Consider the following 21,315-nt stretch of genomic DNA (forward strand, 5'->3'; position numbering starts at 1 on the left):
GCGGCCGGACAAAGGCAACCTCCGAACGCACCAAAAGGACGCGATCGGCAAGACGAGGAAGCGGACCGTCCATGCTGCGATTTCTGTTCATGCGCATAGCGTCGGCAATCCCGGTCCTTGCCATACTGAGCCTCGTCACCTTCGCCATCATCCAGGCACCGCCCGGCGATTATGCCGACTACATCCGCTCGCAGCTGATCAACCAGGGAGGCGCCTCCTTCTCCGAAGCCGACGCGCAGGCCAACGCCTACCGGATCGAACATGGCCTCGATAAGCCGCTGCCCGTCCAGTATCTCAACTGGATCGGCGGCATCGTCACCCGCGGCGATTTCGGCTACAGCCTCTACTACAACAAGCCGGTGGCCGACGTTGTGGGCGAGCGCCTGCCGCGCACCCTCATCCTGGCGCTTGTGTGCCATCTGCTCGCCTCGGTGCTCGGCATCACCTTCGGCATATGGGCGGCGACCCGGCAATACACCTGGATCGACTCGACACTTTCGGCCATCTCCTTCCTCGGCATGACGGTGCCGCGCTTCCTGATGGCGCTGATCATCGTCTATCTCCTGGTCTTCCAGTTCAACGTCTCGGAGATAGGCAGCTTCTTCTCGCCGCAATATGGCGGCGCGCCATGGTCGTGGGCCAAGTTCCTCGATCTGGTCAAGCATGTCTGGCCGGTGGTTGCGATCGCCACCTTCGGCGGGCTCGCCTACAACATGCGCGTCATGCGCGGTAATCTGCTCGACACGCTGAACGCCCAATATGTCGAGACGGCCAAGGCCAAGGGGTTGACCGGCAGCGCCGTCGTCATGCGACACGCCGTGCCCAATGCGCTGCATCCGCTGGTCATGTATCAGGGCGTGGTGCTGCCTTACATGCTGACCGGCGAAATCGAGACGGCGATCATCTTCGCGCTGCCGACCGTCGGCCCGGCGATCGTCGGCTCGATGGCGGTCGGCGACGTCTATGTCACCGCCACTTTCATGATGGTGCTGTCGGCGACGCTGATCGTCGGCAACATCATCGCCGACATGTTGCTGGTCCTGCTCGATCCGCGCGTGCGCCAGTTCGGGGAGAGCTAGATGTTGGCCCGCGATACATCGCCACCGCCGCTGCCGGCCGAAGGACCCGTCGAGAGACCCGCGCACGGCAACGAGAGCTACACCGCGCTCGTCTGGCGCCGGCTGAAGCGCTCCTGGACCGGCATGGCGGGGTTCTGGCTCGTCGTGCTGCTGATCCTCATGGCGGTATTCGCCGAGTTCCTGGCGCCGATGGACCCGAAGGTGACCGATGTCGCCTTCGCGCCGCCGCAACTGCCTGCTTTCCACGACAGGGACGGCGATTTCGTCGCCCGGCCCAGGGTCTATGCGCTGGCGGATTCGGCGGATCTCGATCCGGTCACCTTTCAGCCCATCGTCGGTCCCGACTATGATCATCCAAGATTGCTCGGCCTTTTCGTCGAGGGCGCGCCCTACAGGCTCTTCGGGCTCATTGCGGCGAACCGGCATTTCTTCGGTTCGATGGACGGCCAGCCGGTGCATTTCCTCGGCACCGACAAGTTCGGACGCGACGTGCTCTCGCGCGCCATCCATGGCTCGCGCGTCTCGCTGATGATCGCGCTGACGGTGGTCTTCATCATCACCGTCATCGGCACTACGGTCGGCATGGCTTCCGGCTATTTCGGCGGTCGGTTCGATGTCTGGATGCAGCGCTTCGTCGAACTCGTGCTGGCCTTCCCGCAGCTGCCGCTCTATCTGGCGCTGACGACGCTGATCCCGGTCACCGCGCCCACCAACGTCTTCCTCGCCTTCGTCATCATCGTCATGTCGGCGCTGGGCTGGGCGCAGATGTCGCGCGAGGTGCGCGGCAAGACGCTGGCGCTTGCGCGCATTGAATACGTACGTGCCGCCATGGCGGTGGGCGCCACCGACCGGCGCATCATCATGCAGCACATCTTCCCCAATGTGATGAGCCATGTGATCGTCGCGGTGACGCTGGCGATCCCCACCGTGGTGCTGCTCGAATCCTTCCTCGGTTTCCTCGGCTTCGCGGTGAAGCCGCCGCTGATCTCCTGGGGGCTGATGCTGCAGGACACCGCGACCTACTCCGTCATAGGCACCTATCCGTGGATACTGTCGCCGGTCGGTTTCGTGCTGGTCACCGTCTTTGCCTTCAACGCGCTGGGCGACGGCCTGCGCGACGCCGTCGATCCTTACTGAGGTGGCTGGGATGACGCTCGCGCTCTCCGAACCTTTCGCACCTTCCGTCCGGCACGACCATGACGGACGCCAGGGAGAACCCGTCATCGATGCCCGCAACATCGAGGTCGTCTTCAAGGTCGAGCACGGCACGGTCGAGGCGGTCAAGGACGTCTCGTTCCAGCTCTATCGCGGCGAGACGATCGCCATCGTCGGCGAATCCGGTTCCGGCAAATCGGTGACGGCGCGCACCGTCATGGGATTGCTGTCCCGGCGCGCCACCGTGTCGCCGAGATCGACCGTCTGTTATGATGGGCAGGACATCCTGAAGTTCCCCGAAAGCGCCCGGCGCAAGCTGCGCGGCAACCGCATCTCGATGATCTTCCAGGAGCCGATGAGCTCGCTCAATCCGATCTATACGATCGGCAGCCAGATCGTCGAGGCGATCAGGGTTCATCGCAAGGTCGGCCGGCGGCAAGCCTGGGCACGGGCGCTCGAACTCCTGCAGCATGTCCAGATCCCGGATCCCGTCGCGCGGCTCAAGCAATATCCGCATCAGCTCTCGGGCGGCCAGCGCCAGCGCGTGATGATCGCCATGGCGCTGGCCAACGATCCCGACGTGCTGATCGCCGACGAACCGACGACGGCGCTCGACGTCACCGTCCAGGCACAGATCCTGAACCTGATCCGCAATCTGCAGAAAGAGCTGCGCATGGCGGTGATCCTGATCACCCATGACCTCACGGTCGTGCGCAAATTCTCCGACTACGTCTATGTCATGCAGCATGGCGAGATGCGGGAGCATAACGTCACCGAACGTCTGTTCTCCGATCCCCAGCATCCCTATACGCAACGACTGCTCGCCTCCGAACCGCGCGGGCGGCCACAACCGCTGCCGGAGGGCTCCGGCACCATCCTCGAAGCGAACGGGGTGCGCGTCTGCTTCATGCTGCGTCACGGCACCTTCCTCAAACCCGACTGGCGCGAGCTGGTCGCCGTCGACGATCTCGATCTCAAGCTTTGCCGCCACGAAACACTGGGACTGGTCGGCGAATCCGGCTCCGGCAAGACCACATTCGGCCAGTGCCTGCTCAGGTTGATCGATGCCAAGCGCGGCGAGATCCGTTTCGACGGCCAGCCGATCCATGGGCTGTCACGGGCCGAGATGCGGCCGCTGCGATCGCGCATGCAGGTCGTCTTCCAGGATCCGTTCTCCTCGCTCAACCCGCGCATGACGATCGGGCAGATCATCGAGGAAGGGCTGATCGTCAACGGCATCGGGGCGACGCGGCGCGAGCGGGTCGAGCGGGTGCGCGAGGCGCTGGTAAGCGCCGGCATGCCGGGCGACATCCTTTCGCGATTTCCGCACGAGTTCTCCGGCGGACAGCGGCAGCGCATCGCGATTGCCCGAGCCATCGCGTTGGAACCGGAATTCATCCTGCTCGACGAACCGACATCAGCGCTCGACCTCTCCGTCCAGGCGCAGATCATCGATCTCTTGCGCAAGCTGCAGGACGAGCGCGGCCTGAGTTATCTCTTCATCTCGCACGATCTCAAGGTGGTTCGCGCTCTGTGCCACCGCGTCATCGTCATGCAGCACGGCAAGATCGTCGAACAGGGACCTGTCGACGAGGTCCTCACCAATCCCAAGACCGCCTACACCGAACGGCTCGTCCGGGCCGCTTTCGACGTGGCCTGAACACATGCCGGAGGTTAGCGTGGCAAGACATCCCAGGATCACTTTCATCGGCGCCGGCTCGACCGTGTTCATGAAGAACATCGTCGGCGACGTGCTGCAGCGGCCGGCGCTTTCGGGCGCGACGATCGCGCTGATGGACATCGATCCGCAGCGGCTGGAAGAGAGTGCCGTCGTCGTCAACAAGCTGATCGCGACGCTCGGCGTGAAGGCGAAAGCGGAGACCTATTCCGACCAGCGCAAGGCGCTGGCCGGTGCCGATTTCGTCGTCGTCGCCTTCCAGATCGGCGGCTACGAGCCCTGCACCGTCACCGACTTTGAAGTGCCGAAGAAATATGGCCTGCGCCAGACCATAGCCGACACGCTCGGCATCGGCGGCATCATGCGAGGCCTGAGGACCGTGCCGCATCTGTGGAAGATCTGCGAGGACATGCTCGCCGTCTGCCCCGAGGCGATCATGCTGCAATACGTCAACCCGATGGCGATCAACACCTGGGCGATATCGGAGAAATATCCTGAGATCAGGCAGGTCGGGCTGTGCCACTCGGTGCAGGGCACCGCGATGGAACTGGCGCACGATCTCGATCTTCCCTACGAGGACATCCGTTATCGCTCGGCCGGCATCAACCACATGGCATTCTACCTGAAGTTCGAGCACCGCCAGGCCGACGGCTCCTACCGCGACCTCTACCCAGATCTCCTGCGCGCCTATCGCGAGGGCCGCGCGCCCAAGCCCGGCTGGAATCCGCGCTGCCCCAACAAGGTGCGCTACGAGATGCTGACCCGGCTCGGCTATTTCGTCACCGAAAGCTCGGAGCATTTCGCCGAGTACACGCCCTATTTCATCAAGAGCGGCCGTCCCGACCTGATCGAGAAATACGGTATCCCGCTGGATGAATATCCCAAGCGCTGCATCGAGCAGATCGAGCGTTGGCAGGGACAGGCGGAGGCCTACCGTTCGGCCGAGCGCATCGAAGTCGAGCAGTCAAAGGAATATGCCTCCTCGATCATGAATTCGGTCTGGACCGGCGAGCCGTCGGTGATCTACGGCAATGTTCGCAACAATGGCTGCATCACCTCGCTGCCCCGCGAGTGCGCCGCCGAGGTGCCGTGCCTGGTCGACGCCTCCGGCATCCAGCCGACTTACATCGGCGACCTGCCGCCGCAATTGACGGCGCTGATCCGCACCAACATCAACGTGCAGGAACTGACGGTGCGGGCGCTGACGAGCGAGAACCGGGAACACATCTATCATGCGGCGATGATGGATCCGCACACAGCAGCCGAGCTCGACCTCGACCAGATATGGTCACTGGTGGACGAGCTTCTTGCCGCTCACGGCGACTGGCTGCCGGCCTGGGCGCGCGTGAGCCGCAAGACTGAAGCCGCCTGACCAAGCGTCGCTCTTAGCTTATTTCGGCTCGTCGGCGTCGGGTTCTTCCTCGTCGTCGCGGGCTTTGATGACATAGGCGCCCTTCAGCCAGCGGTTGAGGTCGATGTCCTTGCAGCGCTTGGAGCAGAACGGGTAGGTCTCGCGCGCCGAAGGCTTGCCGCATTCGGGGCAGGGGCGCCTTGGCCGCAGCGGCGTCACCTTGTCGTCCGCGCTCATGGCCGCGCCGAGGACCAGTTGTGATGGACCTTGAAGCCTTCGCCCGAAAGCAACGCTACGGTCTCGTAAAGCGGCAAGCCGACGACATTGGTGTAGGAGCCGACCAGCTTGACGACGAAAGCGCCCGCAAGCCCCTGTACGGCATAGCCGCCGGCCTTGCCGCGCCATTCTCCCGACGCGACATAGGCGTAGATCTCCTCGCGCGGCAGCCGCTTGAACCGCACCCGCGTCTCGACCAGCCGCTGGCGCAGTTTGCCGCCGGGCGTGATCAGGCAGATGCCGGAATAGACCCGGTGCGAACGCCCCGACAGCAGTCCGAGGCAGTTGGCGGCATCATCGAGCGTCTCGGCCTTGGGCAGGATGCGCCGCCCGACAGCGACCACCGTGTCGGCGGCCAGCACCAAGGCCGGCGCGTAGTCGGTTTCCGACTTCAGTGAGGCAAATGCCTTTTCGGCCTTTTCCTTCGACAGCCTTTTGGCCAGCGAGCGCGGATGCTCGGCACGCAGCGGCGTCTCGTCGATGTCGGCGGGCAATATGCGGTCCGGTTCGATGCCGGCCTGCTGCAGGAGTTCGATGCGGCGCGGCGAACCCGAGGCAAGCACCAGCTTCAGCAAAATGCTCATCGCGGACCAGTCGGCCTTGATCTTACTTGAAACGATAGGTGATGCGGCCCTTGGTCAGGTCGTAGGGCGTCATCTCGACCAGGACCTTGTCGCCGGTCAGCACGCGGATGCGGTTCTTGCGCATGCGGCCGGCCGTATGGGCTATGATTTCGTGTTCGTTTTCGAGTTTCACCCGGAACATGGCGTTGGGCAGCAGTTCCGTGACGACACCCGGAAACTCGAGGACTTCTTCCTTCGGCATTCGATACCTTTGCTTGGATGGTTTCCCGGCGTTTAGAGCATGATGCCGAAAAGTATGAAGCGGTTTTCGGACGACATCATGCTCTACTTCTTTGATCTAGAGTCGGAAGCTGTCAGGTCGAAGAGACCCAACCGCATCCGACTCTAGCCGGAAATTCGGCGGAACCTATATGATAATCGTCGGCTTGTGAACACGCTTAATCCGTCGCGTTTTTTGCTTCTGGAAGCAAAAAACGTCGGCCTATGCGCAACTTCAGCCGTTCACGCACATCGCGATAGGCCGCGATGATCTGCTCGCGCGTGCCGCTGGCGCCGGTTGGATCCGGCGTCGGCCAGTATTCGACCTCGACGGCGAGCGAGCGGGTGAGCTCCAGCGCGGCATGGTGCGCCTCCGGCGCGAGCGTGACGATGAGATCGAAATAGTCGTCTTCCAGCTCGTCCATCGTCCTTGGGTGGCGCTCGCCCAGCGACAGGCCTTCCTCGGCAAGCACGGCATCGACGAACGGGTCACGCTCGCCGCTGCGCACGCCCGCTGAGGCGACGAAGGTGCTGGCCGGCAGCATGCGCCGCGCCAACAGCTCGGCCATCGGCGAGCGCACGGCATTCATGCCGCACAGGAACAGGATCGAACGGGGCTGCGCGCCGGCGGTCAGGGGTTAACCCCGCCAATGGAGCACGCAGACCAGCGTGAACAGCCGGCGCGCCGTGTCGAAATCGATGTCGATCTTGCCGGCGAGCCGGTCCATCAACGTCTGCGAACCCTCATTGTGCAGGCCGCGGCGACCCATGTCGATCGCCTCGATATGGCTCGGCGTCGAGGAGCGAATGGCGTCGTAATAGCTTTCGCAGATCATGTAGTAGTCCTTGACGATGCGCCTGAGCGGCGTCAGCGACAGGATATGGGTGACCACGGCGGAACCGTCGTCGCGCGTCACGGCGAAAACCAGGCGGGACTCGGCCAGCGACAGCTTCAGCCGGTAGGGGCCGGCGCCGCTGTCGTTGACCGGTTGAAAACTGTTCTCCTCGATCAGGTCGAAGATCGCCACCGCGCGTTCGTGCTCGACGTCGGGCGTCGAACGGCCGATCGATTCATCGAGTTCGACATCGATCAGCCTCGCACGGGTTTGATCGGAGCCCGACATGGCGCCTACATGTTCAGCCGGATAGCGACGGAGCGTCCATGCGCGTCGAGCCCTTCGGCCTTGGCCAGCGCGATCGCGGCGGGCGCCAGCACGCGCAATTGCTCGGGCCCGAGCTTCAGGATCGAGGTGCGCTTGACGAAATCGAGTACCGAAAGGCCTGACGAGAAACGCGCCGAGCGTGCCGTCGGCAGCACGTGGTTGGAACCGCCGACATAGTCGCCGATGGCTTCCGGCGTATGGCGGCCGAGAAACACGGCACCGGCATTGTGCATCCGCGACAGGAAACCCTCGGCATCGTCGATTGCCAGTTCGACATGCTCGGCCGCGATACGGTCGACCAGCGGCAGCGCCGCCTCGATCGCCGCAACCTCGATCACCGCGCCGAAATCGCGCCAACTCGCCGCTGCCGTCTCCGCCCGTGGCAGGTTTGGCAGCTGCCGTTCGACCGCCTCCTCCACCGCCTTGCCAAAGGCCGGATCGTCGGTGATCAGGATCGACTGCGCGGACGCGTCATGTTCGGCCTGGGCCAGGAGATCGGCGGCGATCCAGTCGGGATCATTGTCGCCGTCGGCCACGACCAGCACTTCCGAGGGGCCGGCGATCATGTCGATGCCGACGGTGCCGAACACCTGGCGCTTGGCCGCCGCGACATAGGCATTGCCAGGGCCGACGATCTTGGCGACCGGCTTGATCGTCTCGGTGCCATAGGCCAGGGCAGCGATCGCCTGGGCGCCGCCGACGCGATAGATTTCCGGCACGCCGGCAAGGTCGGCCGCCACCAGCACAAGCGGATTGATGACGCCGCCGGGTGCCGGCACCACCATGACGATGCGCTCCACGCCGGCGACCTTGGCCGGTATGGCGTTCATCAGCACCGAACTCGGATAGCTCGCAGTACCGCCCGGCACGTAAAGCCCGACCGCCTCGACCGCGGTCCAGCGCCAGCCGAGCTCGACGCCCGCGGCGTCGGTAAAGCGGTCGTCCTTCGGCCGCTGCCGCTCGTGATAGGCGCGGATGCGGTCGCGCGCGAATTCGAGCGCCTCGATCGTCTGGTGGTCGCAAGCGGCATAGGCGCGGGCGATCTCGTCCTTCGACACGGCAATGCCGAGTTCCCTGAGGTCGGCCCGGTCGAAGCGTCTGGTAAAATCGACGAGGGCCGCGTCGCCGTCGGCGCGCACGCGCGCGATGATCTGGCGCACGGCCGCGTCGACATCGGCCGACACTTCCCTCTTGGTGGTGAGGAAAGCGGCGAAACGCTGTTCGAAATCGGCGTCGGACTGACGAAGCGTGATGGCCATCGCTCAGGTCCTGTGCACGGGGCGCGACGTGGCTTCCCACGCGCCGCCGACGTCGGCAAGGCGGGCCTCGATGCATTCGACATCGAGCATGATTGCGCCGCCTCCCGAAAAGATCAGCTCGACGATACCGGCCGGCTTGCTGATCTCGATGAAGCTGATCGCCAGCAGCGACAGCACTTCGGCCGGCTTGTCGCGGGCAATGCCGCTGGTCTTGGCGCCCAGAACCCGATCGAAATGCAGCACGGCCTGGCGCCGTTCGTTGTGCTGGCGAAAGAAGCCCGATTTGGCCTCCCAGACGAAACGGTTCATGGTCAGCACGAAACGCTTGGCCGCGGGAAGGTATTCAAGGTCCGAGACTTTCATCACGGCGTCCTGGACGTGGGCGGAGACGATGCTCAGGTCCTGGTCGTCGAGGGCGATAAGCTTGAGGCCGGTCATGCGGATTTCGCACCTGAAAATTGACTGTTCAGCCTTCTGTTAGAGCATGATCCCGAAAAGTGGAAACCGCTTTTCGGAAAAGATCATGCTCAAGCAGGAATCCGGAGATCGTTCCGGTCCGCGCAGCCGTGAGGCGGGCGGGGATTGGCCTAAGCCGAAATCCGTTCGATCACCGCGCCGCAGTTGGACAGCTTTTCCTCCAGCCGCTCGAACCCGCGGTCGAGATGATAGACGCGGTTGACCGTGGTTTCGCCTTCGGCCGCCAGGCCGGCGATGACCAGCGAAACGGAAGCGCGAAGGTCGGTCGCCATGACAGGCGCGCCCTTCAATTTCGGCACGCCGTCGACGATCGCCGTCTGGCCCGAAAGCGTGATGTGGGCGCCCAGGCGCGCCAGTTCCTGCACATGCATGAAGCGGTTTTCGAAGATCGTCTCGGTGATGCGCGACTTGCCCTTGGCCATGGTCATCAGCCCCATGAACTGCGCCTGTAGATCGGTGGGGAAGGCCGGGAAGGGCGCCGTCGTCACGTCGACCGGTGAAATGCCGGCGCCGTTGCGCTTGACGCGGATGCCGGAATTGGTCGGCGTGATCTCGGCGCCCGTCTGCGAGATCACGTCCAGCGCGGTCTGTAGCAAATCGGGACGCGCGCCCTCGAGCACGACGTCGCCGCCGGTCATGGCGACGGCCATGGCATAGGTTCCGGTCTCGATCCGGTCCGGGATGACGCGCACGCGCGCGCCCGACAGCGCCTCGACGCCGTCGATGGTGATGGTTGGCGTGCCGGCGCCGGAAATCCTGGCGCCCATGGCATTGAGGCATTCGGCGAGGTTGACGATCTCGGGCTCGCAGGCGGCGTTCTCAAGCACCGTCTCGCCCTTGGCGAGCGACGCCGCCATCATCAGCACATGGGTGGCGCCGACCGACACTTTCGGAAAGACGTAACGGTTGCCGACGAGGCGGCCGTTCCTGGTCTTGGCGATAACGTAGCCGGTGTCGACGTCGATGTCGGCGCCCAGCGCCTGCAGGCCTTCCAGGAACAGGTCGACCGGCCGCGTGCCGATGGCACAACCGCCCGGCAGCGACACCTTGGCCTCGCCCATGCGGGCCAGCAGCGGGCCGATGACCCAGAACGAAGCGCGCATCTTCGACACCAGCTCGTAAGGGGCCGTCGTGTCGACGATGTTGCGGGCGGAAAAATTGATGGTGCGCGAATAGCCTTCATTCTGCTTTTCGCGGCGTCCGTTGACCGAATAATCGACGCCGTGATTGCCCAGGATGCGGATCAGCTGCTCGACATCGGCCAGATGCGGCACGTTTTCGAGCGTCAGCGTGTCGTCTGTCAGAAGCGACGCGATCATCAGCGGCAGGGCGGCGTTTTTCGCGCCCGAGATCGGAATGCTTCCGGCGAGCTTGTTGCCGCCGACAATTCTGATGCGATCCATGAAGACTATCCCCTCGGCCCCGAAAGCCGGTTTCAATCGTTTGAGTATCGGCCCGTCTAGACCATCGGCCAACCTGGTTCAAGAAATAGGATTTCCTGGCACCCGACCCAAGAGTGGCTGATTTGAGTTAATCTTTTTGTATTTCCTTCGCCGCGCCGACCCCGTCCGGCCGCTTGTCGGCGTCCCCGGCGCGCCGCTTGTCGGCGTCGCCGGCGCGCCGCGAGCGCGACTGTGCCTTGCGCTTCAACAGATTCGCCCGCAGCTGTTCGGACAGGCGGTCCTTGCGGCCGGTGCCGCTCTTTTTCGGTGGAATTGTCTTGTCGTTCATCGTCCCGTCCTAGCCGGCGGCCGGCCAGCCCGCTATTCAGGCATAACCAACATTGTGGCGCGGCCATGTCATCAAAACGTATCCGGCAAAGGCTTTCACAGATGCTTTGCACTTGGCCTTGCGCTTGCCGGTTCGATATGGCAGAAGCCCCGCCATCAGCGGCTGCGGTAGCTCAGTGGTAGAGCACTCCCTTGGTAAGGGAGAGGTCGAGAGTTCAATCCTCTCTCGCAGCACCAGACTGCCCGACATTTTCAGCGCCATCCGTCCCATTCTTAAGCCCTTGCGGCACGAACGGGCAAAAAAAAGGCGCATCCGGCACCTGAATCCGAGATTTCGCGCAAGGTTGGTTCTCGTCGCGCTTTCATGGCGGGAGCAAATCGGCCTGCTTGCTTTCCTCCGCGACGAGCGCCTGCCCATAGGGGGCGACCGCTTGACGCCCTTCCGCTACCCACCCGCCCGATCGGACGGTTGAAAACATCGGCATTGGCGACCCGGGCGAGTCCGCTCCGGTCAGTGCCTTGAAGCATGACCTGGCGCGGCCGTCGTCCCGATCAGAGTCGCAGGGCGAAGCGCCGTCCGCGCAGACGGTGCTGGCCGCGGCTTCATCGAGACGCAAATGCCGATATCGGCATTTGCGCTGGCCGTCCGATCGTGATTCAAGTCGGCGATTCCGAGGGTTTTCCCGCTGGAGCGCAGCATGAGCTTGATCACACGCCGTCGACTTCTGAAATCGGCCGCGGTTGCCGGTGCGGGCGGGCTCGCGGCGATGGGGAGGCTTGGCGGCTGGGCCGTCGCCACGCCCGAGCCGGTGGTGCTGCGGACGGCCAGGATCCAGGCCACGCTGATGGAGGTCGGCCCGACCCGGGACGTGCTGACATATGGCAGCGCCGGAATGCCGCCGGTGCTGAGGATGAAAAAGGGCGAGCCCTTCGCCGCCCGGCTCGTCAACGCGATCGACGACCCGACGACGATCCACTGGCACGGCGTTCGGGTCCCCAACAAGATGGACGGCGTTCCGTTCCTGGTCCAGCCCTACGTCTATACCGGCGATCATTTCGACTACGCCTTCACGCCGCCCGATGCCGGCACCTTCTGGTACCACCCGCATTGCAACACGCTGGAGCAGATGGGGCACGGCCTGACCGGCGTCATCGTGGTCGAAAATCCCGGTGATCCGAAATTCGATGCCGAAATCGTCCTGAATCTGCGCGACTGGCGCCTCGGCGACGATGGCCAGTTCATCGATCAGTTCCGGCCGCGGGATGCCGCGAGAACCGGCACCTATGGCACGGTGCGCACGGCCAACTGGCTCGACCAGCCGCACTATGACGCGCCAGCCGGCGGGCTGGTGCGGCTGCGCGTCGCCATCACCGACGTGACGCGCATCCATGCCTTTCGCGTCGACGGCGCGGAGGCGACGGTGATCGCGCTGGATGGCAATCCGGTGCCGCAGCGTTTTTCGCCCGATGCCTTGCTGCTTGGCCCGGGACAGCGCATGGAACTCGCCATCCGCATGCCTGACGCGGAGGGCGCGGTCGTGAGCCTGCGGGACGTCAGGGGCACCAAGCCCAAGGTGCTGGCTACCTTGCGTGCGGCTGGCAGCTCGCTGAAGCGCGACATTCGTGATGTCGCGCCGCTGGAGGCCAATCCGGTGGCGGAGGTCGATCTCTCCGCTGCCCAGCATATTTCGCTGGCACTCAGCGCCACGGCCGAGAACATTGCGAGCGACGGCATATGCGGTTCGCTCGGCTACAGTTTCTGGGCCATCAACAAGGTGCCGTGGCCGGGTGACACGCCGGATCCGACCGCGCCGCTGGCCGAATTGAAGCTTGGCAGGAGCTATGTCATCGACATGGAGAACCTGACGCCGCAATCGCATCCGATGCATTTGCACGGCATGAGCTTCAAAGTGCTGTCATCCTCGACTCGGCCCGTGCAGCCGCTGATTTCAGACACCTATCTCATCCCGCCCAACGAGAAGGTGAGCCTCGCCTTCGTCGCCGACAACCCCGGCGACTGGCTGCTGCACTGCCACATCATCGAGCATCAGAAGTCGGGCATGACGAGCTACGTCAGGGTGACCTGAAACCGAGCGCGTGCCGCGGCCTACTTGCGCAGTTGCGCCTCGATCTCGTCGAGCACCTTGTCCTTGCCGATGCCGGTGAGGAAGGCGAGGCCCTTGATGACCGGCTTGGTCACCGAAGCCGAGATCGGCGTCGTGGCGACGATGAAGTCGACGCTGTCGGCCAGCCCCGGCACTTCGGTCGCCTTGGCCTGCTGGGCGTTGAAGGTCAGGCCGCGCTGCTTCATCGCCTCGGTGACGGCGACGTTGACCGCGGTTGAGGTGGCTATGCCCGTGCCGCAGGCAAAGAGAATTGTTTTCTGTCTGGACATCTCTTTCTTCTCCTTGTTCAGCCGAGCACGGCCCGAACGTCGTCTAGCGTCGTGGCCGACCTCAGGCCGTCCAATGCATCTGGATTCTGGATGGTGGCCATGACGGCCTGCAGCGCTTCAATCTGCTTGTCCTTGTCATTGATGGCAAGCAGGAAGACGAAGCCGACCGGCAGCTTCTCGTCGGGGTCTTCCATGTTGGCGAAGACGACGGGGTGCTTCAATGTGCCCAAAGCGATCCCGGGCTTCAGGACATGTTCGGGATCGGTGTGCGGCACCGCGACATTGTCGGCGCGCTCCAGCGGCAGTCCTGTCGGGATGGTCAACTCGCGGCGCACGACCGCGTCGGCGTAGGAACTTCTGACATAGCCGAGCGTCTCGAGCCGGCCGGCCAGGATGCGGATGATCTGCTCATTGGTCGAGGCATCGGATCCGAGCACGATCGCTTCGGGGTCCAGAAGCTGCATGAGTCCGTCAGACATGTTTTTGCTCCGTCGATAAAATCATGCGCCCGGGGAGGGCGCACGATCATTTCAAACGTCAGGCGTGATGAGGCTCAGGCCGTGCCTTCGGCCGGCTCGTCCTCGGCGCCCGCTGCCCGTTCCCAGCCGAGCGTGTTGCGGCGATAGAGGACGAACAATGCCGCGATGACCACGGCGATCACGACGATGCCGGCAAGGCCAAGTCCCTGGATCGCCTCGATGATCACATAGGGCACCCACAGGAAGCCGTCGACGACCGAGGTGATCTGCAGCGCGTCTGCCGGCAGCTTGAAGCCCGACGCGACGGCCGCACTTGTGAACAGCGGCGCCAGCGCGTTGGCGACGTAGAAACCGATCGCCAGCGTCACCGTGCCGATCACCACCATGCGGAACACATTGCCTTTGACCAGAGGGGCGGTCATGGCGACGATGAAGGGAATGACCGCCAGGTCGGCGAACAGGATGACGCGGTTGCCCGGCAGGATCACCGACAGGATGATCGCGATAGGCACCAGGATCAGCGACGACGAGATCGCGGCGGGATGCCCGATCAGGATGGCGGAGTCCAGGCCGACCAGAAGCTCGCGGTCGCCGGTGCGCTTGCGCACGAATTCCTGCGCCGCGTCGGAGACCGGGATCAGGCCCTCCATCAGGATCTTCACCATGCGCGGCAGGAGCAGCATGACGGCTGCCAGGGTCATGCCGGTGCCCAGCACCTTGGCGAGCACCGTGCCGAGATCGCCGGCATTGTAGAAGGCGATGGCGCCGAGCACGAGGCCGATGATCAAGCCGAGCACGACAGGTTCGCCGAACACGCCGAACCGGCGCTCGATCGTCTCGGTGTTGATGTTGATGCGGTTGATGCCGGGAATGCGGTCCATGATCCAGTTCAGGATGATGGCGATCGGCAGGATCTGCGCGGAAGCCAGGTGCGGCACCGAAATGCCGGGCACGCCGTAGAACTGCTGCACTGCGCGCGCCGACCAGTCGGCGAACAGCAGCGACAGCGCCGCGACCAATGCCGCGATGGCGATGCCGTAGGCCAGATTGTCGGTCGCCGCCACGACCAGCGAGCCGACAAAGGCGAAGTGCCAGAAGTTCCAGACGTCGACATTGAGCGTGCGCGTCATGCGCGTCAGCAACAGCACGATGTTGACCAGGATGCCGACGGGGATGACCCACAGGCCGACCGACGAGCCGAAGGCGATGGCGGCCGCCGACGGCCAGCCGACATCGATGATGTCGCGATGGATGCCGGTGTTGGTGACGATGGCCTTGGCGACGTCGCCGATCGACGTGAACATCAGGCCAAGCACGAGGTTGATGCCGATGAAGGCGACGCCGATGGTGACCGCGGCGCGAAAAGCCTTGCTGACCTTTGCGCCCAGAACGACGGCTATGATGAAAATGACGATCGGCAGCAGCACTGTTGCGCCGAGCGTGTCGATGGCCCCTTTGAGGCCCGCAAGAATAGTATCCATTTGTCCTCCCCTGGAGCACCGAGCCCGACCCCCGGGTTCGAAATGATGCTCCGTTGACCTCCAACGCCTTTGCCGCCAACCTCGGCGCAAAGGCACTCCCCGTTCTGCCCGCGAGGCGGAATGCGTCCCGCTCGGTGATGCGGGATGAACATTTGCCTTCGCTGGCGAACGAATGTTTTATTGAGGCAGTTCAAGGCAATGTCAATTGGCAAGTCTTTGAACCCAAGGCATCCGGGCTGACGGAGCCTTCGCCTGTGCGCTCTTGACGGACCATTGAACGGAAAAACCCGCCTGTGCGGCGGGCCCTTGGCGCAACTCAGCACCATAGGCAAATATGTAGCATAGTTGCCCTCACCCAGTCAAGAAAAAGTTCCTATCAGGAGAAACTGCCGGCACAGCGGACTGGCAGTCGTCAGGTCTTTGTCGCCGAGTTCGGAGCCCAGTCTTTGGGCCAACCGAACCGTGGCGAGCGCATCTGTCCTGCGCGATTTCATGGGAAATTGACGGGCCGAGGCCAGTTTCGTTGGCAAGGAGGAGCTATTCCCTGCTAATCCGACGCGAACCAGGAAGCTGTGGACATCCCCGCATGACCAATGTCGCCTTGACCGGGCTCGCCCGCGATCTCGCCAGCCGTGCCGCCGAGGGCCGCCCGGTACGCATCGGCGTCATCGGTTCGGGCGAAATGGGCACCGATCTGGTCACGCAAGGCATGCTGATGCCCGGCATTTCGGTCTGCGCGGTCTCGACAAGACGTCCGCACACGGCGCGCGAAGCGATCCGCATCGCCTATGGTGACGAAGCGATGGCCGTCGAAGCCGATACCACTTCGAAAGTCACCGCGGCGATCGAGTCGGGAAAGATCGCCATCACCTCCAACGAGATGCTGGTCACCAATCCGCTGATCGACGTCGTCATCGACGCCACCGGCAAGCCCGGCGTCGCCGCCGACTTCGACCTGATGGCGATGCAGCATGGCAAGCATCTGGTGATGATGAATGTCGAGGCCGACGTCACCATCGGCTGCTATCTCAAGCAGCAGGCAGATCGCCTCGGCGTCGTCTATTCGGTCGGCGCCGGAGACGAGCCCTCGAGCTGCATGGAGCTGATCGAGTTCGCCTCCGCACTGGGCCTGACCATCGTCTCGGCCGGCAAGGGCAAGAACAACCCGCTTAACCACGATGCCGTGCCCGACGACTATCGCGAGGAAGCGATCCGCCGCAACATGAACCCGCGCATGCTGGTCGAGTTCGTCGACGGTTCGAAAACCATGGTCGAGATGTGCGCCATCGCCAACGCCACCGGGCTGGTGCCCGATGTGCCCGGCATGCACGGCCCGAAGGCCGACCGCGACGACCTCGTCAAGGTGCTCATTCCGCGCGAGCATGGCGGGCTGCTCACGAAAAAGGGCGTTGTCGACTACACGGTCGGCAAGGGTGTCGCACCCGGTGTCTTCGTCATCGTCGAGGCGACCCACCCGCGCATCGTCGAGCGCATGGACGACCTGCATATCGGCCACGGTCCCTATTACAGCCTGTTCCGGCCCTACCATTTGACCTCGCTGGAAGTCCCGCTGACCGCAGCCCGCATCGTGCTCTTCGGCAAGCCCGACATGGTGCCGCTGCCAAGGCCGGTCGCCGAGGTATGCGCCGTCGCCAAGCGGGATCTGCTCGCCGGCGAAACCTTCGATGCGATCGGCGAGACCTGCTATCGCTCCTGGACGATGACCGTCGAAGACGCTCGCGCCCGGCGTGCCGTGCCGGTCGGCCTACTCGAGGGCGGCAAGGTGCTGAAACCGGTGAGGAAAGGCGAGCTGTTGACGGCCGACAACGCCGCACCCGACCGGGCGACGAGACTGTTCGCTCTGCGCCGGCTGCAGGATGAGATGCTGTACGAAAAATAAGCCCGTTGTGGCGCTGTCATGACAGATGCACTATATTGTAATGGCAGATGACGCTGAGGATCGACCAATGAACCTCCAGATCAGGGACCCGCGTGCACGTGAGCTGGCACAGCGGCTCGCCGCCAAACGCAAGATTTCGATGACCGAGGCGGTGATCGAAGCTCTTGAGTCCGAACTGAAACGGGAAAGTGGACGCGCTCCGTTGGCGCAGCGGCTGGCTGCCATCGCTGATGAACTCAAAGCCAGAGCTGGTCATGGCGGCCGGCCCGTAGACAAGGATGAGATCGATGAGATGTGGGGCCACTCTTGATGTTTGTCGACACCTCGGTGGTCGTCGCAATTCTTTCGGGAGAGGGAGATGCTGGCGAGTGGAGCAACCGCATCGCGGTAGCACCTCGCAAAATTACTTCCGCGTTGGTGGTGCTCGAAGCGGCTATGCGGCTTTCAACTATGCTGGCCGTTGAGCCGCTTGTCGCTGAAGTGGCGATAGAGGCTTTTCTGCGCGAGTCCGAAATCGAAATCGTTCCGATCGACGCCGGCGACGCCAAGCTCGCGGTCCAAGCTTTTTCAGACTATGGAAAAGGACGCGGGCATCCCGCCCAACTCAACCTGGCCGATTGCCTGTCCTATGCATGCGCAAAGAGTCGTGGCTCTGCTCTGCTCTACAAAGGCAACGACTTCTCGCATACCGATCTGGCCTAGGGAGTCTGCTCTATTTCCCCAGTTCGATCGACCGCAGCCGCGCCGCTTCCACCGCTTGCGTGAGGAGATTGGTCAACCGGTCCTCGCCCATCAGCACACCAAGCGCCGCCGCCGTCGTGCCGTTCGGGCTGGTCACCTGCTGGCGCAGCAGGCCCGGCTCCTCGCCGCTTTCGGCGGCGAGGGAGGCGGCACCATAGACGGTCTGCATGGCGAGCAGCCTGGCGGTCGCCGCCGGCAGGCCCGCCTTCTCGGCGGCGACGGTCAGCGCTTCGATGAAATGGAAGATATAGGCCGGCCCCGATCCCGACACGGCGGTCACCGCATCCATCAGTCCCTCCTCGTCGATGGTGGCCACTTCGCCGCTGGCCGACAAGAGGTCGGCGACGAAACGCTTGGTGTCGTCGGAAACCAGCGGATTGGAAAACACCACCATCATGCCCTTGCCGATGGCAGCAGGCGTGTTGGGCATGCAGCGCACAACAGGCGCGCGGTCGCCCAGGATTTCCTCGAAGGTGGCGACCGGCGTGCCCGCGGCAATGCTGACGAAGGTGGTGCGCCCTTCGCCGAAACGTTTGTAAGCGGCGGTGACGTCGCGGATCACCTGGGGCTTCACGGCGATGACGATGAGATCAGGCACGGCACCGGCCGGGATATCGGTGGCGTCGGCAGCCGTTCCGCATCCGAGTGCGGCCGCGCGCTGGCGCAGGTCGGCATTGGGCTCGACCACGAAAACGGACGACGGTGCAAGCTTGCCGGATTTCAGCCAGCCCGAGAGCATGGCGTAACCCATATTGCCGCAGCCGGCGAGAACAAGCCTGATCGTCATCGAAAGCCCTCCGAGGAAAGGCTTCACATAAACGCTCGCGGATCAACGGGGAAGCCCTGTCAGGTGGAGTGGCCCAATCGCGCGCCACGACCGGCGTTGCGCAGCGCGACCGGGCGCAGCGAAACTTGTCTGAGCCCAAGCACACCGAGCACGAAGAACAGCCACACCGGATCGCCGCGATGAAAGAAGAAGCTTTCGAGGAAGGCGTTGAGCGCGGCGAACAGCACCACCATCATGAAGAAGTCGCCGAGATAGATGTTTTCCTTGCGCAAGGGAATGCGCATGTAGTCGCGCAAAGGGGCGATCAGGAAAGTGTAGACCGCCACGCAAAGGGCCGGAATGCCCATCAGCACCGCGATATCGAGATAACCGTCATGGCCATGCACGATAGTCCTGATATCCCACGGCCGGTCGAAGGGCTGATCCTGGTTGAGCAGCAGCGGCGTTCCCCAGAAGCTCTCATAGCCGTAGCCGGTCCACGGTTTCTTCGCCAGCATCTCGCCGGCGAACTCCCAGAGCGTGGTGCGCCCGGTATAGGTCAGGCCGGGGAAATAGATCGCCGCCAGCTGTTTCACCGGCGGCAGGAAAACGATGCCCAGCGTGCCGACCGCGGTAGCGACGATCGCCAGCGCGAACAGGATCGGCGTGCCGAGCCGCATGCCGACGATGCTTGGAAACATGACGATCAGGATCGAGAACGGCACCAGGCCGGCCGTGGTCTTGGATCCGGTGTGCAGCATGAACACCATCGCCGCGAAGAAAATTCCGGCGCCCCAGAACCGCTGCCCGCGCCGGAAGAGATAGAGGCCGGCGAAACTGAAGCAGGCCATGACCGGGCCGGCGATGTTCTTGTGGGTGAAGACGCCGCGCCACAGGCCGGCATGTTCGGGTTCCTGCGAATCGGCCGTGTGCATTGCCTCGTGCGGAAAGACGATGAGGCCGAGATAGGACAGGCCCATGACGGCCACCGCGGTGAAGATGATGACCTTCGAGAAGGAGTCCGCATCGCGCGGCAGCACAAGGATGGTCGCCATGGTCAGGATGCCGATCATGGTGAAGGAGGCGGCGCGCATCGCCGAGGGCGGGTCTGTCGCCAGCACCACCGACAGGAAGAAGAAACCCAGCATCAGCATCCAGGAAGGGCTGAGCAGCGAACGCACGATGCGCGGCTCGGCGAACGCCATCAGCGAAAAGATGGAAACGGCGCCGAGCGAGCCGAAGCCGAGCTGGTTGACGATGTCGCCGCCTTCGCCGGTGAGTTCCGCGCCCGCGGGCTGGAACGGGCGGAAGGATATCAGGATGACGGTGAACAGCAGCGCCGCGATCGCGGTTGCCACGCCGTCGCGTGTGAACGCGGCGCTGAGCGGCGCGCGCTCAGTTCTTTTCAGGCTGGCGGTATTGCTCATTGGCATATCCGAATTCGGCCAGCACGCGGCCCAGCGCCACATGGACAGGGTAGATTGCGGCCGCGGGCGATCCTGTCCGTGCCAGCCTGGCGGCCCCGCGAAATGGCGAGGCGGCAAGCAGGGCCAGGCTCCTCAGCAACACCCTGACGCCGGCCAGCGGGGTGCCGGCGCGTTTCTTCTTTTCGACCAGCGTCGAGATCACGCCGTTGCGCAGGCTGCGGGCGCGGATCCAGTCGGCCTCGACCCGACGGGCCGGGACGGTCTCGGTCACCCTGGCCTCGGCGCACCAGCCAAGCACGAAGCCGCGCTGCGCCGCCCGGCTCAGGAAGTCGGAATCGCCGCCGCCCATGAAATTGAATCTCAGGTCGAGGAACGGCGGCCCCATGGCGGTAAGCACGTTGCGCCCGACCAGGAGATTGCCGGACGAATAGAGCGCCGGCACGAGGCCCGTCTTGCGGTAGGGCGGCGCGAAGACCGGATGCTTGGCCCAGCGCGCATGGGCGGGATCGGCGAAGTCGGGCACTTGCGGACCGCCGACAACATCGGCGCCAAGGCTCTCGGCCGCCGCGCACATCCGTTCCAGCCAGTGCGGATCGGCTATCTCGTCATCGTCGATGACCAGCAGGTGCCTGAAATTCGGGAAATGCAGGATCGCCGTCTGCCAGCCGGCATTGTAGGCGCTGCAATTGCCGCGCTGATGCGCGATGATCACCATGCCCGGTATGTCGCCGCGCTCGAACAGCGGCAGCGACGCCTGGGCGCCGGCACGCGCCTCGGCCTCGTTCTCCATGACGATGACGGCAAAGCGCCTGCCGGTCTGCTGCGCCCGCAGCGACGCCAGCGTTTGCAGGACCTGGTCCGGCCGCTTGAAGGTCGGCAAGGTGACGACGGCTTCGACGGCCTCCGTATCAAGCCGGGGGGATCGTCCCGCGATCGATACCGAACCGTCCGATTGCAAAGGGATCATCCGTGTCAGCCGCATGGTGGGTCGAGTTCTGTTAGCACCACGACGATAACGTTTCGTTAATCACCTTTCACGGAGTGGCCCTTCAGGCGGGGGTTTTGGGCCGTCGATGCGCGCGCGTTTAATCAAGGGTTCACCGCGCTTTGCTACCG

23 protein-coding genes and 1 tRNA gene are annotated in these 21,315 nt (G+C 63.9%); 9 read left to right on the plus strand and 15 right to left on the minus strand.

Annotation, left to right across the window (positions count from 1 at the left end):
- The first annotated feature begins 71 nt into the window (after positions 1–71).
- Genes FJ953_RS29310 through FJ953_RS29325 form a run of 4 tightly spaced genes read left to right on the plus strand, consistent with a single transcriptional unit; the run spans position 72 to position 5,284 of the window.
- Positions 72–1,079: an ABC transporter permease gene (locus tag FJ953_RS29310; protein WP_140625612.1), complete on the plus strand. Its 1,008-nt coding sequence runs from the start codon at positions 72–74 to the stop codon at positions 1,077–1,079.
- Positions 1,080–2,216, plus strand: coding sequence for an ABC transporter permease (locus FJ953_RS29315; RefSeq protein ID WP_140501031.1), 1,137 nt, complete (start codon positions 1,080–1,082; stop codon positions 2,214–2,216).
- A gap of 10 nt (positions 2,217–2,226) precedes the next feature.
- Positions 2,227–3,894, plus strand: coding sequence for an ABC transporter ATP-binding protein (locus FJ953_RS29320; RefSeq protein ID WP_140625613.1), 1,668 nt, complete (start codon positions 2,227–2,229; stop codon positions 3,892–3,894).
- Between the two features lie 19 nt (positions 3,895–3,913).
- The gene (locus FJ953_RS29325; RefSeq protein ID WP_140625614.1) at positions 3,914–5,284 is read left to right on the plus strand and encodes an alpha-glucosidase/alpha-galactosidase; all 1,371 of its coding nucleotides are present in this window, start codon (positions 3,914–3,916) and stop codon (positions 5,282–5,284) included.
- Between the two features lie 18 nt (positions 5,285–5,302).
- Here the strand turns inward: FJ953_RS29325 and yacG are convergent, their stop codons facing one another.
- The 9 genes from yacG to FJ953_RS29370 form a co-directional block, all read right to left on the minus strand.
- Entirely contained in the window at positions 5,303–5,500 is a 198-nt protein-coding gene (gene yacG / locus FJ953_RS29330; RefSeq protein ID WP_140501037.1) for a DNA gyrase inhibitor YacG, read from the minus strand.
- Positions 5,497–6,123: a Maf-like protein gene (locus tag FJ953_RS29335; protein WP_140625615.1), complete on the minus strand. Its 627-nt coding sequence runs from the start codon at positions 6,121–6,123 to the stop codon at positions 5,497–5,499. The genes yacG and FJ953_RS29335 overlap by 4 nt, the downstream gene beginning before the upstream one ends.
- Before the next feature lie 22 nt (positions 6,124–6,145).
- The gene (infA, locus tag FJ953_RS29340; RefSeq protein ID WP_006200926.1) at positions 6,146–6,364 is read right to left on the minus strand and encodes a translation initiation factor IF-1; all 219 of its coding nucleotides are present in this window, start codon (positions 6,362–6,364) and stop codon (positions 6,146–6,148) included.
- A 196-nt stretch (positions 6,365–6,560) separates the two neighbouring features.
- Positions 6,561–6,971 (minus strand): low molecular weight phosphatase family protein, encoded by a 411-nt coding sequence (locus FJ953_RS29345; protein ID WP_140501041.1) that lies wholly within the window; start codon positions 6,969–6,971, stop codon positions 6,561–6,563.
- 48 nt (positions 6,972–7,019) lie between these two features.
- Positions 7,020–7,505 (minus strand): UPF0262 family protein, encoded by a 486-nt coding sequence (locus FJ953_RS29350; RefSeq protein ID WP_140501043.1) that lies wholly within the window; start codon positions 7,503–7,505, stop codon positions 7,020–7,022.
- Between the two features lie 5 nt (positions 7,506–7,510).
- Positions 7,511–8,803: a histidinol dehydrogenase gene (hisD, locus tag FJ953_RS29355; protein ID WP_140625616.1), complete on the minus strand. Its 1,293-nt coding sequence runs from the start codon at positions 8,801–8,803 to the stop codon at positions 7,511–7,513.
- A 3-nt stretch (positions 8,804–8,806) separates the two neighbouring features.
- Positions 8,807–9,241, minus strand: coding sequence for a DUF2948 family protein (locus FJ953_RS29360; protein WP_140525561.1), 435 nt, complete (start codon positions 9,239–9,241; stop codon positions 8,807–8,809).
- A 149-nt stretch (positions 9,242–9,390) separates the two neighbouring features.
- Complete coding sequence (murA, locus tag FJ953_RS29365; protein WP_140525562.1) at positions 9,391–10,683, minus strand: UDP-N-acetylglucosamine 1-carboxyvinyltransferase; 1,293 nt, start codon at positions 10,681–10,683, stop codon at positions 9,391–9,393.
- 127 nt (positions 10,684–10,810) lie between these two features.
- Complete coding sequence (locus FJ953_RS29370; RefSeq protein ID WP_140513355.1) at positions 10,811–11,011, minus strand: hypothetical protein; 201 nt, start codon at positions 11,009–11,011, stop codon at positions 10,811–10,813.
- Between the two features lie 161 nt (positions 11,012–11,172).
- Here FJ953_RS29370 and FJ953_RS29375 point away from each other — a divergent pair.
- Positions 11,173–11,247: transfer RNA gene (locus FJ953_RS29375), tRNA-Thr, on the plus strand.
- Between the two features lie 461 nt (positions 11,248–11,708).
- On the plus strand, positions 11,709–13,097 hold the full coding sequence (locus FJ953_RS29380; RefSeq protein WP_140625617.1) for a multicopper oxidase family protein: 1,389 nt from the start codon (positions 11,709–11,711) through the stop codon (positions 13,095–13,097).
- A 20-nt stretch (positions 13,098–13,117) separates the two neighbouring features.
- Here FJ953_RS29380 and FJ953_RS29385 read toward each other — a convergent pair whose 3' ends face one another.
- The 3 genes from FJ953_RS29385 to FJ953_RS29395 all read right to left on the minus strand — a co-directional run bounded on the left by FJ953_RS29385 (position 13,118) and on the right by FJ953_RS29395 (position 15,365).
- Positions 13,118–13,405: a PTS sugar transporter subunit IIB gene (locus FJ953_RS29385; protein ID WP_140513359.1), complete on the minus strand. Its 288-nt coding sequence runs from the start codon at positions 13,403–13,405 to the stop codon at positions 13,118–13,120.
- Positions 13,406–13,422: 17 nt separating this feature from the next.
- On the minus strand, positions 13,423–13,884 hold the full coding sequence (locus FJ953_RS29390) for a PTS sugar transporter subunit IIA (RefSeq protein WP_140562200.1): 462 nt from the start codon (positions 13,882–13,884) through the stop codon (positions 13,423–13,425).
- Positions 13,885–13,958: 74 nt separating this feature from the next.
- Positions 13,959–15,365, minus strand: coding sequence for a PTS transporter subunit IIC (locus tag FJ953_RS29395; protein ID WP_140562198.1), 1,407 nt, complete (start codon positions 15,363–15,365; stop codon positions 13,959–13,961).
- A gap of 586 nt (positions 15,366–15,951) precedes the next feature.
- Between FJ953_RS29395 and FJ953_RS29400 the strand changes: the two genes are divergently transcribed.
- The 3 genes from FJ953_RS29400 (at position 15,952) to FJ953_RS29410 (ending at position 17,967) form a co-directional block, all read left to right on the plus strand.
- Entirely contained in the window at positions 15,952–17,265 is a 1,314-nt protein-coding gene (locus tag FJ953_RS29400; protein WP_140625618.1) for an NAD(P)H-dependent oxidoreductase, read from the plus strand.
- Between the two features lie 67 nt (positions 17,266–17,332).
- Complete coding sequence (locus tag FJ953_RS29405) at positions 17,333–17,575, plus strand: type II toxin-antitoxin system VapB family antitoxin (RefSeq protein WP_140501063.1); 243 nt, start codon at positions 17,333–17,335, stop codon at positions 17,573–17,575.
- Entirely contained in the window at positions 17,575–17,967 is a 393-nt protein-coding gene (locus FJ953_RS29410; protein WP_140501065.1) for a type II toxin-antitoxin system VapC family toxin, read from the plus strand. Before FJ953_RS29405 ends, FJ953_RS29410 begins: the two co-directional genes overlap by 1 nt.
- A 10-nt stretch (positions 17,968–17,977) precedes the next feature.
- Here the strand turns inward: FJ953_RS29410 and proC are convergent, their stop codons facing one another.
- From proC to FJ953_RS29425, 3 genes are read right to left on the minus strand one after another with little or no spacing between them, the layout of a single operon-like run.
- Complete coding sequence (gene proC, locus FJ953_RS29415; RefSeq protein WP_140625619.1) at positions 17,978–18,793, minus strand: pyrroline-5-carboxylate reductase; 816 nt, start codon at positions 18,791–18,793, stop codon at positions 17,978–17,980.
- A gap of 59 nt (positions 18,794–18,852) precedes the next feature.
- Positions 18,853–20,199 carry an O-antigen ligase gene (locus FJ953_RS29420; protein WP_140625620.1) on the minus strand — a complete coding sequence of 449 codons (1,347 nt, stop codon included), beginning with the start codon at positions 20,197–20,199 and terminating at the stop codon, positions 18,853–18,855.
- Positions 20,168–21,166, minus strand: a complete 999-nt coding sequence (locus FJ953_RS29425) for a glycosyltransferase (protein ID WP_140625621.1) — start codon at positions 21,164–21,166, stop codon at positions 20,168–20,170. The genes FJ953_RS29420 and FJ953_RS29425 overlap by 32 nt, the downstream gene beginning before the upstream one ends.
- Positions 21,167–21,315 lie beyond the last annotated feature (149 nt).

This window comes from Mesorhizobium sp. B2-3-6 (assembly GCF_006442305.1).
GTDB lineage: Bacteria > Pseudomonadota > Alphaproteobacteria > Rhizobiales > Rhizobiaceae > Mesorhizobium.

Coding starts and splice junctions, on each gene's coding strand:
- FJ953_RS29310 (WP_140625612.1), top strand. CDS start 72: ATGCTGCGATTTCTGTTCATGCGCATAGCGTCGGCAATCCCGGTCCTT.
- FJ953_RS29315 (WP_140501031.1), top strand. CDS start 1,080: ATGTTGGCCCGCGATACATCGCCACCGCCGCTGCCGGCCGAAGGACCC.
- FJ953_RS29320 (WP_140625613.1), top strand. CDS start 2,227: ATGACGCTCGCGCTCTCCGAACCTTTCGCACCTTCCGTCCGGCACGAC.
- yacG (WP_140501037.1), bottom strand. CDS start 5,500: ATGAGCGCGGACGACAAGGTGACGCCGCTGCGGCCAAGGCGCCCCTGC.
- FJ953_RS29335 (WP_140625615.1), bottom strand. CDS start 6,123: ATGAGCATTTTGCTGAAGCTGGTGCTTGCCTCGGGTTCGCCGCGCCGC.
- infA (WP_006200926.1), bottom strand. CDS start 6,364: ATGCCGAAGGAAGAAGTCCTCGAGTTTCCGGGTGTCGTCACGGAACTG.
- FJ953_RS29345 (WP_140501041.1), bottom strand. CDS start 6,971: ATGAATGCCGTGCGCTCGCCGATGGCCGAGCTGTTGGCGCGGCGCATG.
- FJ953_RS29350 (WP_140501043.1), bottom strand. CDS start 7,505: ATGTCGGGCTCCGATCAAACCCGTGCGAGGCTGATCGATGTCGAACTC.
- hisD (WP_140625616.1), bottom strand. CDS start 8,803: ATGGCCATCACGCTTCGTCAGTCCGACGCCGATTTCGAACAGCGTTTC.
- FJ953_RS29360 (WP_140525561.1), bottom strand. CDS start 9,241: ATGACCGGCCTCAAGCTTATCGCCCTCGACGACCAGGACCTGAGCATC.
- murA (WP_140525562.1), bottom strand. CDS start 10,683: ATGGATCGCATCAGAATTGTCGGCGGCAACAAGCTCGCCGGAAGCATT.
- FJ953_RS29370 (WP_140513355.1), bottom strand. CDS start 11,011: ATGAACGACAAGACAATTCCACCGAAAAAGAGCGGCACCGGCCGCAAG.
- FJ953_RS29380 (WP_140625617.1), top strand. CDS start 11,709: ATGAGCTTGATCACACGCCGTCGACTTCTGAAATCGGCCGCGGTTGCC.
- FJ953_RS29385 (WP_140513359.1), bottom strand. CDS start 13,405: ATGTCCAGACAGAAAACAATTCTCTTTGCCTGCGGCACGGGCATAGCC.
- FJ953_RS29390 (WP_140562200.1), bottom strand. CDS start 13,884: ATGTCTGACGGACTCATGCAGCTTCTGGACCCCGAAGCGATCGTGCTC.
- FJ953_RS29395 (WP_140562198.1), bottom strand. CDS start 15,365: ATGGATACTATTCTTGCGGGCCTCAAAGGGGCCATCGACACGCTCGGC.
- FJ953_RS29400 (WP_140625618.1), top strand. CDS start 15,952: ATGACCAATGTCGCCTTGACCGGGCTCGCCCGCGATCTCGCCAGCCGT.
- FJ953_RS29405 (WP_140501063.1), top strand. CDS start 17,333: ATGAACCTCCAGATCAGGGACCCGCGTGCACGTGAGCTGGCACAGCGG.
- FJ953_RS29410 (WP_140501065.1), top strand. CDS start 17,575: ATGTTTGTCGACACCTCGGTGGTCGTCGCAATTCTTTCGGGAGAGGGA.
- proC (WP_140625619.1), bottom strand. CDS start 18,793: ATGACGATCAGGCTTGTTCTCGCCGGCTGCGGCAATATGGGTTACGCC.
- FJ953_RS29420 (WP_140625620.1), bottom strand. CDS start 20,199: ATGAGCAATACCGCCAGCCTGAAAAGAACTGAGCGCGCGCCGCTCAGC.
- FJ953_RS29425 (WP_140625621.1), bottom strand. CDS start 21,166: ATGATCCCTTTGCAATCGGACGGTTCGGTATCGATCGCGGGACGATCC.